The following is a 15,379-nucleotide window of genomic DNA, read 5'->3' as shown; positions in this document are numbered from 1 at the left end:
TATTTACCATAATTCAATGTGTCGCTGCTGCATACTATTTAGACATCCTTTCAGCTTATTATAAGCCTTTCCAGTCATTGAGCATGATGCCAATACCAACACCGGTATTTTTATGATTATAGTCAATAATAGACTCACCGTAACCGCGGAACAGCTGAACATAACCGTTAACATTATTCGACAGCGGATAGACATAATCGACTTGAGCCGCGCCATTTTCGGTTTTAGGGTTATAGCGCAAGGTGCCACTGATGCTTTGCTTATTCGGAAAGTCATATAAGAAAGTAACATCGCCATAGCCCATGAAATCTTCGATATCTGGGTTGTCATCAGAATCACTATCAGTTTCTGTATTAATGCGCGTCCATATTCGCGGTACGATGGCAAACTTACCCCATTCGGCACCCGCCATCAAATAAGCACGGTTCCATGAGCGTGATAAGGGGTCAGACTGACCGTTTGAATGATGCGACGCTCCTGCCCCAAGCATGCGGAGACGACCGCCAAAGGGTAGATTTGCCTTTACTGGTTGAGTGATAAAAATCTCAGGCTCATAATCAGTTGCTCGAAACGGTCGCGAATTGTCTTCATTATAAACTTGCCAATGTGACAGTTGACTATAACCAAACCACATGTCCGCTTGAGTACCGAACAAATCTTCGGCTACTTTGGTTTTAATAGATACTTGCAGCTTTAGCTCAGCGTTACGCATCTCATTAGAATCAATAATCACTTCTTCTTGGTTTGGGCTACTAGGACTGCGGTTGGGGCTGCTGTTCACGAATATAGGCAATAAATACATTGGACGGTGTGGACGAGCCGACCATGTACCGCGCTCACTGTTTTTATCCAAATCATATGCCAAGCTCAATGGGGTATATTTTTCAATATCGCTTTTAGTGACACCCACGCTTTCTAAAATCTCTGCTTCTGACTTTAGCTGACCATTATCCAAATATTGCGTCGGTACAGGTTTATTAGTAACCAATACTGTGTCTGCTTCTTCCACCGTTTCGCCATCAATAGGCGTTATATTTTCAGCCAGCACTATTTGTGGACTACCTGAAATAGTGCTTTTGAAGGTTTTTGCTAAATCTAAAGGCTGCTTAGTAGTTGTATAACTCGGGATGGCACCTTGGCTAGCAACCTTATCAAAACATGCCAAGCGTGCCCCATCGGTCAGCACGTGTGTACATTCAATAAATAGCTGCTTTTGCAGAGCCACTTCGTCAAGCATCACAGTAAGATTATTATCGACGCGAGCTTCAGGATACTTTGCCCGTTTATTAACTGTATGGGCTTTAATGGTGCTGGTTTGTGCAGTGGTCACGGACTCATTCGTGTCTGGCATTGTCTTAGGGACGTTTGCTTGTGCCGTTACGGCAACGCAGCTTAGCAAAGCCCCAATACTGACCGTCAAATAAGTCGGTGTGCCCTGAAATATAACGCGGCGCTGCAGTGAGAAAGTATGAGCAAACATAAAAGTCCTTTATCTTACTGGCAGGATAGCCAGCAGAGTCACAGAGGTAACGGATAGGATAACTGGCAGCACAGCTCAACATTAATAGTCAACTGGCTCATATAAAAAATGGCTTAGATAGAAAAATGACGTTATAAAAGCGGCAATACTTAATTAGCATTGTCGCTGTAAAATGTTACTTTATTGTAATGAAAATAGATGCTGGTTACCAGTAGTGATTGATGATTCAATACTGACTGGCTGTTACACCAATTATCATATTCATTTGTAATAAGAAAAAATATCGATTTAATAAACAAGCTATTAGTCCGATTGCAATTCATCTCCCGTTATTCATAACGTACGCCGTTACTATCAATCCAGCCGCCTTGATGACGAGCTGCTGGGTCATGATGCGTCCAATGTACTAAGCCACCTTTATCATTATAAATATATTCACCATAAAAACTTATTGGCGTACCTTTTGCAACATCAGCCACGCGCGGTGCTAAGTCAATATTATGCACAAGCAATAAAGTCTGCTTGGGGGTTACGTCTGTCAGCTCAATGAGGATTTTTTGATGGTGGCTACCCTCATTATCATCTGGCAATGCTTTGATAATCGTGCCACAGCCCTGCACCTGACGCTCGGATTGCTTGGCTTGAAAGGCTTGTATAAGTTTGTCATTGCGACAACGAGTGGCTGCACTATTATCAGAAGATAGATGCTCATTATGAGTAGTCACGTTATTGCTTTCTGCGACAGCACTCCTGTTGTTATCACTTTGGGTGACCACAGCAGTAGATGATGATGTCTCACTAGGCTGACAACCGCTTATAAAAAGGGCAGCGGCAAGGATACTTATTGCTAAGCCACCATTTTTCGAATATAAAAATTTTATATTATGGCTAAAATTCATGACGATTATCACTCTTATTACTCAATTTTTTATCATATTTTTAATTATCAGCTTAGCAAAAGCAGACGAGCCAGTATCTGTATGATGATAGATACTGGCTCGTCTCACGAAAAATTTGGCTGATTTTGCGTTATTTATTCAGCTCAGTCAATGTTTGTTCAAACTCTTGACGACCGATTTCACCGACTTGTTTATTGACCAACTGACCATCTTGATAATAGAGCAGTGTCGGTGGACCAAATAGTTGATAGCGCGCCAAAATGGCTTTTGAATCAGCGGTAGTATCCGTAATATCTAAGCGCACCAATTGCCAATCCGCCATTTGCGCAGGGCGATTGGTAAATAAATTTTTATCCATAATACGGCATTCAATACACCAGTCCGCAGTCACATCAACCAACACTTTAGGATTGGCGGCGGTAATCGTATCCAGCTCAGCAAGCGTGGTTATTTTGGTATCTGATACATTATTATTAAGAGCAGGCTGACCGTCAATTGTTTGTGACATTATCGGAGCCGCAGACAGAGATGCTAATGGATGCAAGCTGTCATCATTACCAAGTGCTGCGCCAATGATTAAACATGCCGCCCAAATACCGGCAACCAGAGCAAGCGCTTGGGTTAACATGCGCCCTTTACCCAACCAGCGCCACGCCCACATTGCCACAACCATAAACCAAAGCGCCCATACCAAAAGCATGACAGGCGAGACAAAAACACGCTCAATCAATAGCAATGCGACTGCGAATAATAATAATGCAAAACCTTGTTTGACCCAGTTCATCCATTCGCCCGCTTTTGGCATTATTTTACCTTGCGTTGCACCGATTAGAATCAGCGGCGCAGATAAGCCAAAGCCTAGCATAAATAAAGCGGCAAAACCGAGTACTGGATTACCTATAGTAGAGACCGCAAGCAATGCCCCAAATAAGGGCGCGGATACGCAAGGTGATACCACCAATGCTGATAAAAATCCAGCCGCTAAACTACCGCCTGCACTACCAAGCTTACTATCGCCCGCTTGGCTTAAGCCTTGCATCTTGCTGGCAATTTTATGCGGCAAACGAATGGTAAATATTTCCAACATATACAAGGCAAGCAGCACAAATACAATGGCAAAGCTGATGAGAATAATAGGGTTTTGTAGCCAGCCGATAATTCCTAATGACTCACCAAATACGGCAATAATCGCCCCTAAAATACCATAAGCAATAGAAACGCCCACCGCATAACTGGTGGTTAAAATCACGCCTTTTTTTACGGTTGGGTTCTGCTGACGGGCAACAATATTGGCAACAATCGGCAGCATTGGTAATACGCAAGGCGTTAATGCTAGACCTAGACCCGCTAGGAATAATAAACCCAATGCCAGCCAAGGGTGAGACGCCAATCCAAACGGATCACTTTCCGCAGCATTGCTTGTAGCACCGTCAGCGTTGTTAGTGCTGTTATCAACACCACTGTCAGCACCAGTAATAGTAGTACTGTCGGCACCAGTAATAGTATTGTTCGCGCTACTATCAGCGTTTACTAAATCTGCATTTTCTACAGGATTTTCTTCTAAAGCATCAGTATCATTGCTTTCTTGCGGCAACTGTTCATCGACTAAAGCAGCAGTACCTCCTGCATCGATAGTCGTGTCTGCACCTGATATCGTATTGACTTCGCTGGCCGCAGCGTCGGCACTTTGTTGTTCCAAATTGGATGCAACTTTTACAACGTCAGTTTTTGTAGGATTACTGGTGGCGGTTTTACTGGCAGCATTGGCAGGAGCAGTGGTCGATTTTTGTGATGGGGCAGCAATCGTCACCGTCGTTTTAATCTTTTCAGGAGGATAACATAGCCCAGCTTTGGCACAGCCTTGCCAGCCAATGCTTACGGCAGCATTATTGACCGATTTGCTACTGGTCAATATAGTCGTCGCTACCACATTGTTCTGATCAAATACTGGTACGCGCCCAAAGGTTGGGTCGTCAATCGAGACTGGCTTCTGACTAAACGTAAAGGGCGCAGCAGTTACGCCAGCGGGTAACTCTAATTTGAGGCGGTCTTTATAAACGTAATGTTCAGGGGTGATGTCAAAGTTAATGGCTAAGCGCGTGCCATTAGCGACCGCTTTGGTGGTACTGCCAACCTGAAACGCTTTATCAACGGATAAAAACTTCTTTTGCGTGCTACTGGTATCGCTGTTAAACAAATCACCCAAACCGGCGGCATGAGTCGTCATGGTCGTCGCAGTCAGCCCAGTCAACAGCGCACTACTGACGATAGCCACTGCAAAAAAAGGAGAGGTTTTAGCGGTAGTTTTTAAGATTAATGGTGATTTTTTCATAGGTGTCTTTATAGACATGAACGGCTACCTTGTATTACTAACAGTGAAACAGACTGACTCATGCGACCGGTTAAACTAAGAGTACTATTGTATTTGACTCTTATATGAGGATTACTTTTTAAGAGCGTATATCATTAAGTTATATTCAGGAATTATTTACGAGACGCCGCAATATTTACTGTGGTTTTTATTTTTTCAGGGGGATAGCACAGTCCTGCTTTAGCACATCCTTGCCAGCCGATAATCACGGCGCCATTTTTAATAGGTTTACCAGTAGTTGAAGTCAACATTGTGGTGGCAACCATACTTTTTTGGGTAAATACCGGTACTTTACCAAAAGTAGGGTCGTTGATAGACACGGGCGACTGACTGAAGGTAAACGGCGTTGCGCGCACTCCTTTCGGGAACGTTAAGGTAATCTGGTTTTTATACACATAATGACCCGGCGTAATATCAAAGCTGATCGAAAACCGCGTGCCTGCAGACGTCGCCTTACTACTGCTGGTCACTTGAAAGGCTTGATCAACCGATAGAAACTTCGATTGCGCCGCGCTATTATTACCAAATAGCTCGCCCAAACCGGCTGCCTGCGCAGGCATCATCGTTAAGCCCACCAGCAATAAGGTTGCTAAAACCGCGGCTGCCGATACTGAAGTTTTACTGCGTAAATTATGTGCTGCTTTAATAGTCATAAATAATTACCTTTTATTGCTATTGCTCATCAATAAGATATCAAGCTGATTCGTTATTAAAATAATTAAGCTGTAAATGAACTAACATTTGGCAGAATAAAAAATATCAACCAATAATAGCTCATTGGTTGATAATCCTTTTGGGTCATAATCCTTGATTGGACTGGTGAGTCCAACTTGCCTATATAGTATTGTTACTGAATATAAGGTGATAACTGAGCACAGGTTTATAACTGAGCATAAATATCAGCGTCTTGCCCATCACCGCCCTGCTGGCCATCTGCGCCAAGCGAGAATAAATCATACACGCGCCCCTCAGAGCCAGGAGCAACATATTGTAGCTCGTTTTCCCAACCATCCGTTGGATAACCGCCTTTAATATAGCCACCTTCAGGATAGTTTTTGGCATCAGCAGGTGGCGTAGTTAATGCATCGAGCCCTTGCGCGGTAGACGGATAACGCGAATTATCAATCTTATACATATCCAACGCATTAGAGACGGTAGCAAGCGCGGTTTCGGTGGTTTTTACTCTTGCTTTATCACTTTGTCCCACCACTTTTGGGACGACCAATCCAGCAAGAATTGCCAAAATCACAATGACTACCATGATTTCAATCAAGGTAAAGCCAGATTGAGACTGATTATGTTTATAATTAAAACGACCAGCGCGATACTGTGCTGGATTAGACGCAGGCAACGTCTCTTTTTGTATAATTTCTTTTATTGGCATTTGTAGATTCATTAACAATTTTATAGTCATAGAAGCGGTCATCACGGTTAGCTATTAAAAGGATACAGTCAGTTTTAATGCTTAAATGATAATCACTATAGACGATGGTTTTATATTTATCTACCATTGCTTAGCATTCTTAATAGGCACAGTCATATCGTTTAGTCATGGTTAGTCTAACCGCAGCGTACTACCCCATTATTGTTATTTTATTAGTGATTGGTTACCCGCACTGTACTATTAAAGAATCTTGACCAGAATTGCGATCAGTACGAAATACTATAGCGTAACGATGCAATGACCCATAGTAAAAACAGCTGTGAGACAACAATATACAACAGTAAGAAAAACTTAAGAAACCTAAAGAGTAGTTAAGTCAAATTGATAGATTATTGAGGAATAATAGATGGGTGTATGCGAAATAAAAAAGGTGAAATTGCTCAATGAATATTATTGAATAGATAAATTTTAGTGCTGCCCAGCCCTTAACCTGCCAAATCATTCATGTTTACAATTGGTAGCATCACTGCCATCACAATAATCATAACCACAACGCCCATTAGCACCAGCATTAATGGCTCAAGCAGCGACAATAATGTGCTGATAAAGTTGGTAGCTTCTGCCTCTTGCATGGTGGCGGCACGACTGAGCATGTTTTCAAGCTCGCCTGAATTCTCGCCACTTTTAATCATTTGCACCATCATCGGGGGAAAATAAGCCGATTTTTCCAGCTGATTCGATAAGCTTGCGCCTTCAGTGACCCTATCAGCGGCAGAAATAATGGCTTTCTGAATATGCAGATTGGTAGTAACTGCCGCACCAATATGTAGTGCTTCAATCAACGGCACGCCCGAGCGAACTAAGATGGCAAGGGTACTGGCAAAACGTGCCGCATTAAGACCTTTTGACAAGCGCGCAAGAACGGGCAGCTTGAGTACCAAACTGTCTAGACTTAGCTTGCCTGCTGGCGTTTGAGCAAGACGATATAAGAAGAATGCACCGCCGCCAATAATCAATAGCATTAGCCACCACCACTGAGTAATGACATTGGACATGGAGAGTACCACTTGAGTAATTAGTGGTAACGCCTGCTCGGATTGCTCAAAAACTTTGACAATCTTCGGCACTACAAAGCTCATCAATCCCATAATAACAGAAATCGCCATGATCATTAAAACAATGGGATAAACCATTGCCCCTTGAATTTTTTTTTGTAAAGCGAAGCGGTTTTCAGTGTAATCAGCGAGCTGATTGAGAATTAAATCCAAGTGACCTGACTTTTCCCCGGCAGCAATGGTGGCGATATATAGCGGTGGAAAGCTGGTAGCTTGCTGCAAGGCACGGGCAAAGCTTAACCCTTCTAAGACGTGCGACCGTACGGCTAGCATTAAGGATTTTATATGGGTTTTTGGTGACTGCTTGGCGACGGCAGCAAGGGTTTCTTCTAAAGGAATACCCGCAGCAAGGAGCACTGACAGCTGACGGGTTAATAATGCCAGCTCATACGCAGAGGGTTTTTTATAACGACCTTGTTGACGGCCTTGGCTATTGTGAGTGGCATTGACCGCGCCAACTTCCATCGGCGTCCATTGTTTATCGCGCAGCTGTTGGCGCACTTGCCGCGCAGAATCGCCTTCTAACAGCCCCTTTTGGACCGCACCCTGTTCATCCAATGCTTTATAATGATAAGCGGGCATAGCAGTGGTCATCCTACAAGGTTGCGCATATAGAGGAACGGCAAAAAAGCAACATAACGCGAGTAAAAATACAGAATTTATACGACTAAATTATCAAAAATTAGTCGATTGAAAAAAGGTAATTAAATGAAGGAAGTTTTTAAAACAGCGGCGTTGAGTCACTACTCTCTGGCATCATCCCTTGTAACAGCAAAACATCCAAATGCTGCTGCTGCAATTTTTTATCGAAGTCATTAACCTCGGTAATGAGCATTTTTTCAATACGCTTATCAGACGCATAGACACTCAAGCGAGCGCAAATAACCGCCAGCTGATAAATGCGTTTTTTACAATAACCATCTAACCCTTGCAATAAGCGCACCATATGCGGCGTCTCAAGGCTCGCATAATCATAATCGATAACCACGTCTTGACCAAGGGCAGTAACGCTATAGATAATCGATAAGTGCGCACAAAAATAACAGCTGAACAGATAACCTATCACATGACCGATATAATAACCGCGATCATAGGTAAAGCTACTGACACCAAAATGACCGAGAACATAACTGGTTAGGCTAGCTTGGTCTAATATAGGCTTAGGATGTTTTAAGGCACCGACAGTCGGTAAGCATAAAGGATTTTGTCCCTCTTGTACCGTTATCTGCCAGCCAGCTGGCTGCTGGGCGGGCATATGCTGGACAATATCAGTAATAATATCGTCGACCACGTGCAGCTGTTGCCATAAACGCGCCAGCGCTTCGGTATCAATTAGACCGCGTTTATCCAGCTGCTGCGCCAACTCATACTGCTGATATTCTATGAACTGGCGTTTGAGCAATTGCACCAAATAAGTGGGACGGGTATGAACCGATGCCATATATAGCTGTCGGGTGCGCTCATGCTGCCACTGGTAATGCAGGACTCGCAAACGCTCCACACTCATCTCACTACTATCGGATACAAAAGAGGTATGAGCAAAAAGAGGATGATGAGATAAAGAATGATGAGCACTATCTACCTCAGCAGGAATAGCAAATAATGCTATTAGTCCCGCTTTGTCTAATATGGGCAGCGTGCTAGATTGGCTATCACAAATGAGCATGGATGCTGCTCGAGACTGGCTTTCAAAGTCATTATCATTAATAGAAGGAGCAGACTTGCCATGCTTAACAGACGCCTGAACGGCAGGTTTAACGGTCGGTTGGGTCATAATGTACCATCACCAGTAAGAAGTAGATGTAAGCATAATCTGTATATAGCTGGGCAAACATTCAATAGTCAAACCCAGTTAACCTAAGCTGTTCGTTAAAAACAAGCACTCAGCTAGAAAATAAGTGCTTAGTTAGAAACTAAATGCAGATGGCTTACTGCCCCATAATACCTGAAGCCAGCGCCCTTGTCAGCTGATGTCAGATTGGCCCAACTGACACATTATCAGCAGTTAACCTTTAATCAAGATCTTAGCTACACATGTAAATGTAACCACTGCTAACACACACATCTTTTATACCGTTATGATTTTTCGTGCGTCTGTTTTTGATATTGCTGCCGATAGGCTTTTGGCGATAACCCATAAACGCGTTTAAATGCTTGGCTAAACGTCGAGTCCGACGCATAGCCCACCAGCTCACTGATACGACCAATACTATTTTGCTGTAAGCGCAAGTAACGCGCGGCAAGGCGCAAACGGTAATCAATTAAATAGGTCAACGGCGGCATGCCCACACTGTCTTTAAAACGCTGCGCAAAGCTTGAGCGCGACATTCCAGCGACTTCTGCCAACTTATGAATCGTCCAATTACGGCTTGGGTCATCATGCATCACCGCCAGCGCCTTGGCAAGATACGGATCTTTCATTGCCCGTAGCCAGTTATCCGTCGCCTCAGGCAAACGCTCAATATACGTGCGCAGACACTCAATCATCATGATACTTGCCCAATGATTGATTACTGCTGTCTTACCCATTCGCTCATGCTCAGACTCAAGCGCCAATAGCCTAATAGCTACATCAATAACTTCCAAACGACTCTCAGGTAAATCATCAATTTCAGGTAAAATCGATGGCAATACCGACAATAGCGGGCGTATCATATCCTTATCGTATTTACATTCAATCAATATTAAATGCGCATCAGAATCAGCTTTGTTTTCATTATCATCATTTATCATAATACTCTGCGAGCTTAGCCCTAACAACTTATCATCCAAAGCCTGAGCAGTATCACCGTGATAATTTGTAGCGTACGACACATGCTGATGCGTATTTGGAATCATAATCATATCACCAGCATGTGCTTGGCGAGCGCTGCCATCAATATTAATGCAAAAGCTGCCTGATACCACTAAGTAAAATACAATCGTATCTTTTCTAGTGAGGGAAAACGACCAATTACCCGAACCTTGTAGACGGTAATACTTCGTCTCGAATAAATGCACGTTTTCTAATAACATGCTCAACGCGTCCATAAATTCTATCCTCAGCCCTATATGGCCAATTGCGCAAACGTAGCAAAATAAACCACCTAGTAGCCATTACACAAGAAAAATCATTGAATATGGACTACCAATAAGAATATACGTACGCTGCACACACCCCACTACCTATCAGCATAAGCACACTACCTTATATTGAGTCTACTACGCTTCGATATTGTCGTAAGTATTGCTCGTCAACTAAGCGCTCAAATAATATATAAACTTGCTTATACAGATAAATAGTGAAGCACGTAAAGATAAGTATCAGGGCAATTGATAATTAGGATTATAAATCATAAAAGACAAACGCAAAAAATTGCCAAAGAAGGCAAATATTTTTAATGTAAATAAATAGATATTGGTAAAAGGTAGGATAATACAAGTAGAACGAGGAAAACAGAAAAAATTGGGGCGACTGATGGGACTCGAACCCACGACAACCGAGATCACAACCCGGGGCTCTACCAACTGAGCTACAACCGCCATAAAGAACTATTGCTAACTAGGAGCAATATCATGCAGGCTAAATGGTGCGCCTGGCAGGGCTCGAACCTGCGACCACCTACTTAGAAGGCAGGTGCTCTATCCTGCTGAGCTACAGGCGCTCTTGAAGGACTTTTATATATGCTAGCAGAATCATAGTAACAGAAACTAAACCATTATACATAAAAAAAAGCCTGTAAGGCTTTCATAAAATAGATGGTCGGAGTGATAGGATTCGAACCTACGACCCTCTGGTCCCAAACCAGATGCGCTACCAAACTGCGCCACACTCCGATGCTTATCTATCATCTCGATACTTTCAATCATTAACTCGTTATTGGTAAGAACCGCTAAGTTGTTAGTGTTTGTCGCTATCGAGGTGCACATATTAAGGGGTTAAGGCGATTGTGTCAACACCTATTTTCAATTATTTTATAATATTTAGCATTTATTTTGATTTATATGGATTTAACCCTGTTTTTAAGGATAAATCGGCACTTTTTAAGCCAGATACTCAAGCTGTTTACCTAAAATTCGCCATATTTAGTAAATAATTCATCATAATTTATATTTTATGACGTTGGGGCAATATGATTTAGTATGTTTATTTTAATAATTTGCGTCTAGTTTTGCTGATTTAATATGCCTGTAATTAAATTAAAAGGCATTAACCACAATTTAGCCTGTCGATGGTCAGTATTATTTGTTGGCGTAAGCAGCACGGGCGCACGCTTATAGTCAGTGGTTGGATACACCAGCCACACTTGCTCTGCCTGATACGCTTGCGCGTAACTGGTGAGCTGGTAGGCGTCGCTGGCGCTGATATCACGCGGATGTGCTAAGTGCTTCCATTTGGTGTCGATAACGTGGCTGCACTGCCGCAAAGGCGTGGTTGCTTTATTAAGCTCATGATTAAACGTAGAGTTGAAGTTAAGCTTAGAATTAGCCTTTGACATTTTATTATCAAAACTACTATTTTCATAGTGCTGCTGGTTAGCCAAGCGATAAACCAGCATATCCGGCTGAATGGATAGGCACGCCTGCCCACTATCATCGCGGAGCCAAACATCACGCGGCTGATAGCGCAATTCATAAGACGGCATTTTAGGCTTATTTTGTGGTACAAAAAAAGCGCTAAGGCACTGACTGACCCACTGCTCAAATGCTTGATTCATATTTATTAATAAGCACAAACGCAGTGGCGCGTGCGTTGGTAGCGATTGTGAATGCGCCTGTACACTACTGCCTACGTTGATATTAGGTTGCTGTGCTTGTAATAACCAATAGGCAATATCTAGCAGCTGCTGTGCGGATTGCAGTTGTACCGGTGATAAAGGCTGGCTATTGAGTTGACGTTTAGCGCTAAGATATAGTGATTCTAGTTGCCGTAACTCATGTACAGTTAATGGCGTTATCGGCTGCCAAACTTGCCACTGAGGTACTATTAATTGGGTTTGGAATAATGGAGCCAGCAGCATAAAAGCACTTTTAATGATTCGATTGTGTAGCAAATCCTGACTCAAAATACTGACTTCACTGACAAACTTATGCGGCTGAGCACCATGACGGCGCAGCTGCTCTTTAATAAGTAATTTACCTTGTAGCCGTACCTGCGTATCAACTTCTATTTGATAATTTTTATTGGGGTAATAGCGGGTCAATTTTTGAAAAAACTGCATCACAAGCCAAGTTGATAACGGCAAGTTTTGGCTCGTTAGTGGCGTTAATTGAGAACTAAATTGACCCAAATGCTGAGTGTGCGGCTGCTTGCCTTGCGGTGTGCTATGAGTACTAAATAACGCGCTTAGCATGCGCTGCACCCACTGCCGAGTGGATACAATCTCATCATTTTGCAAGGCGTTATTTCTTGCCATACCAGCAACTGGTTTGGGTAATATCTCAAGCGTCATACCGCTGAGTAATACGATGATGCCAATGTAATGCCCGACTTTTAGCTGCCATTGTCCGCGCTGGCGCTGGACGTTAAACACGGCAAACTCTTGCGCCATTAGCCACGAAAAATCACTTGAATGGACAAAATCTTGCGCGGTTAAGCGTTGATGTTCAAAAACAGTTATTATTGTAGATGCAGACATAGGTAAAGACGTAGACGCTGATGATGTGGCAGGACTTATTGCATGATTAGCCTGTACAGTATGATTAGGCTGCGAGCGGTCAGCTGTTAATGACATCGTTACTCTTCCACCCTCTTTATAGTCACGCCAATAAACATACTCATACTATCCATATAAACGCTGGTAAGTAGCAGCATTAGCAAACGCACCTGTTCTAGCAAGCAAGTCTGCATTGATTTTATAGTGGCTGATACCTTGGTTTAAGAGTGTCTGGTGCAAGTTAGACACTGCATTTTGATGGGTAAAATTACTCTGTTCATTATGCGAGTTCGATTGCGACAGCACTGCTTGCCCGTCTTGAATAAACTGTGCGGTAAAAGGCTGCTGCTCATCACAAAACAGATACTGCAACAAGCTCACTTGTCCGCCAGTGACTTGCACCAATTGCGGAATAATTTGTTCAATTAACACCGTTTGCAACTGCGTTATATCCTGTACAGCACAAAAAAAGGCATGACCCAACTGTGCTTCTATTCCTAAACTTTCAATAATTCTTTGATTAAGACCCTTAAGTAACTGAGCTAAATCAATCTCGTTTACAGGGTCATTTTCGTTGCTGTTATTATCATCACTTAAGACTTTAATCGTAGATAATAATTCTGGGCGCGGCGGACAGTCAATAAAGCGAAAACGGCGGCGCATTGCTATGTCGAGCGGCGCTAGCGAATGGTCTTGGGTATTCATCGTGGCATAGATATCGACATTGGCAGGTACGCTAAAGGGGCGTCCAGAGTACGCTAAATTCACCTGCATGGCATGAGCTTGTCCGCTGCGTTTGTCCGGCTCGATTAAGCTAAGTAGCTCCCCAAATACCCGTGAGACATTGGCGCGGTTGAGCTCATCGATGAGCATTGCATAGCGCTGTTCGGGGTCGTTTACTGCGCGCTGGCACAACTGCAAAAATGCCCCATCTTGAATACCATAGCTGATTTGCCCCTGAGCATTGGCGCCCAACACCGGGCGAATCCCTTCAACAAACTCCTCATAACCATACGCTTGATGAAAACTAACCATACTAAAACGTGGCTTAGTAATCGCGATAGGGGCAACTTGCGCTTGCTGATATTCTAGCAACTGAACAGATAAATCAGTTAATAATGGCAGACATTCGGGCAGTAAAAACCATGCGCCACTGTTATCTTTATCAAAATAGGCTTGGCTGGAACGGTTTTTATAATCGACAGTTTGCGAGTCTATCGAACTGTGCATTTGCAGCACTGACCACGCCGTATTGCTTAAATTTTTATTGCGCTCATTATGTTCGGCTTTTGCTATAAAAAACTCATGGGCTAAGATTTCTGGTACTTTAACCAATTCTTGTTGCTGATGTTTAAAGTCCAATAAAATTAAGCATATCACTTCACGCCAGCTCAAATTATGCAGCAATTGAGCTAATAATTGAGCCTTATCCATAGTCGGTAAATAATCGGTGTATTGCTTGGCAATTTGGAGTAATTGATAGGTTTTTCCCGTTCCGGCAACACCGGTGTAGATGATATTAACAAGCGTATTCGGCATAACTTTACTCAGTAAAAGAACAGATTATAAAACGTTCAGCGATGCGCGTTATCTTAACGACAATAGTTTGTGAGCGCGGCAGTCGATGCTAATCATGGCTCGCTGACGGTCGATAGTGCTAACATTGAGTGCGTACATTAGCCATCATTATACAGGGTTAAAGCTGAGTTATTTAAACACAGTAGGTTACTTATCAGGATAGTAAGCAACTTATTTGGCAGTTGACTTAAACATGCTAAAACCCGTCATTTTAAGGAATATCATATGTCTGAACTATTAAACAAACTAGTGGCTACTTCAGGTGCAGTATTACCCAGCAAAGTGGCGGGTAAATTTAATCGGAAAAACGATGCCAGTCATGATGCCAGTAATGATATGAGCAATAAAAATGGTAACGAACTCCTCAAACCAGTCAGTAATCAATTTACCAAATTATTAGCCGTCACTAAATACCTGCCATCAGGCGTTCGCGCCACCGTGTTATCCAAAGCATTCGGTAAAGTCGTGCCATACGTGGGCACAACTGGCGTCTATTATGAGACCGTCGAACCCAATAAAGTCGTAGTTAGCTTAAATAATACTAAAGCGGTGCAAAATCATATTGGCTCAGTACATGCCGTTGCCGTTACTCTTCTTGCAGAAACCGCGACAGGTTTTATCTTAGGCGTAAACTTGCCTTCTGATCGGGTGTTACTAGTCAAATCTTATTCGGTGAACTTTTATCGTCCGCTAAAAAAAGGACAAATTGCTGCCATCGCCACTTTAACCGATGAGCAACGCTTAGCTATTTTAAACACGCCCAAAGGTGAGATGGTCATACCGTGTGTGATTAAAGACCGCGAATCTGACAGTGAGCGCGACTCTATCGTGGTTGAGATGACCTGGGCGTGGATACCAAAGTCGGAACTAGAAGCCCGTCGTCAAGGCAAAATCGAGAAGTCAGACTAGGACATAA

The 15,379-nt window shown here is 42.9% G+C and carries 11 protein-coding genes and 3 tRNA genes; 1 reads left to right on the top strand and 13 read right to left on the bottom strand.

The genetic code is table 11. The annotated features are described in order from the left end of the window. Positions 1–58: 58 nt before the first annotated feature. The 13 genes from H2245_RS04120 to H2245_RS04060 form a co-directional block, all read right to left on the bottom strand. Positions 59–1,480: a phospholipase A gene (locus H2245_RS04120; protein ID WP_182406097.1), complete on the bottom strand. Its 1,422-nt coding sequence runs from the start codon at positions 1,478–1,480 to the stop codon at positions 59–61. 329 nt (positions 1,481–1,809) lie between these two features. Next, a complete protein-coding gene (locus H2245_RS04115) occupies positions 1,810–2,379 on the bottom strand; it encodes a DUF3465 domain-containing protein (protein WP_182406096.1) in 570 nt (189 codons plus the stop codon). A gap of 130 nt (positions 2,380–2,509) precedes the next feature. Then, on the bottom strand, positions 2,510–4,729 hold the full coding sequence (locus tag H2245_RS04110; RefSeq protein WP_182406095.1) for a protein-disulfide reductase DsbD domain-containing protein: 2,220 nt from the start codon (positions 4,727–4,729) through the stop codon (positions 2,510–2,512). 134 nt (positions 4,730–4,863) lie between these two features. Next, positions 4,864–5,403, bottom strand: coding sequence for a protein-disulfide reductase DsbD N-terminal domain-containing protein (locus H2245_RS04105; RefSeq protein ID WP_182406094.1), 540 nt, complete (start codon positions 5,401–5,403; stop codon positions 4,864–4,866). A gap of 227 nt (positions 5,404–5,630) precedes the next feature. After that, positions 5,631–6,011: a type II secretion system major pseudopilin GspG gene (gene gspG, locus H2245_RS04100; RefSeq protein ID WP_404944658.1), complete on the bottom strand. Its 381-nt coding sequence runs from the start codon at positions 6,009–6,011 to the stop codon at positions 5,631–5,633. A 608-nt stretch (positions 6,012–6,619) separates the two neighbouring features. Further along, the gene (gene gspF, locus H2245_RS04095; protein WP_182406251.1) at positions 6,620–7,831 is read right to left on the bottom strand and encodes a type II secretion system inner membrane protein GspF; all 1,212 of its coding nucleotides are present in this window, start codon (positions 7,829–7,831) and stop codon (positions 6,620–6,622) included. A 139-nt stretch (positions 7,832–7,970) separates the two neighbouring features. Further along, positions 7,971–9,023 carry a hypothetical protein gene (locus tag H2245_RS04090; RefSeq protein ID WP_182406093.1) on the bottom strand — a complete coding sequence of 351 codons (1,053 nt, stop codon included), beginning with the start codon at positions 9,021–9,023 and terminating at the stop codon, positions 7,971–7,973. A 302-nt stretch (positions 9,024–9,325) separates the two neighbouring features. Beyond that, positions 9,326–10,279, bottom strand: coding sequence for an AraC family transcriptional regulator (locus H2245_RS04085; protein ID WP_182406092.1), 954 nt, complete (start codon positions 10,277–10,279; stop codon positions 9,326–9,328). A 416-nt stretch (positions 10,280–10,695) separates the two neighbouring features. Then, positions 10,696–10,771: transfer RNA gene (locus H2245_RS04080), tRNA-His, on the bottom strand. 45 nt (positions 10,772–10,816) lie between these two features. Continuing rightward, a tRNA-Arg gene (locus H2245_RS04075) sits at positions 10,817–10,893 on the bottom strand. 95 nt (positions 10,894–10,988) lie between these two features. Continuing rightward, positions 10,989–11,065: transfer RNA gene (locus tag H2245_RS04070), tRNA-Pro, on the bottom strand. Positions 11,066–11,394: 329 nt separating this feature from the next. Next, positions 11,395–12,963, bottom strand: a complete 1,569-nt coding sequence (locus H2245_RS04065) for an McrC family protein (protein WP_182406091.1) — start codon at positions 12,961–12,963, stop codon at positions 11,395–11,397. A 48-nt stretch (positions 12,964–13,011) separates the two neighbouring features. Next, positions 13,012–14,424, bottom strand: a complete 1,413-nt coding sequence (locus tag H2245_RS04060) for an McrB family protein (RefSeq protein ID WP_182406090.1) — start codon at positions 14,422–14,424, stop codon at positions 13,012–13,014. A 264-nt stretch (positions 14,425–14,688) separates the two neighbouring features. On the opposite strand from H2245_RS04060, the gene H2245_RS04055 reads away from it, so the two are divergent. After that, positions 14,689–15,372, top strand: a complete 684-nt coding sequence (locus H2245_RS04055; RefSeq protein WP_182406089.1) for a DUF4442 domain-containing protein — start codon at positions 14,689–14,691, stop codon at positions 15,370–15,372. Positions 15,373–15,379 lie beyond the last annotated feature (7 nt).

The sequence above is a fragment of the Psychrobacter sp. GP33 genome (assembly GCF_014119005.1).
Classification (GTDB): domain Bacteria; phylum Pseudomonadota; class Gammaproteobacteria; order Pseudomonadales; family Moraxellaceae; genus Psychrobacter.
The sequence above is the reverse complement of the archived record's forward strand: the minus strand, read 5'-3'. Positions and strand labels throughout refer to the sequence as shown.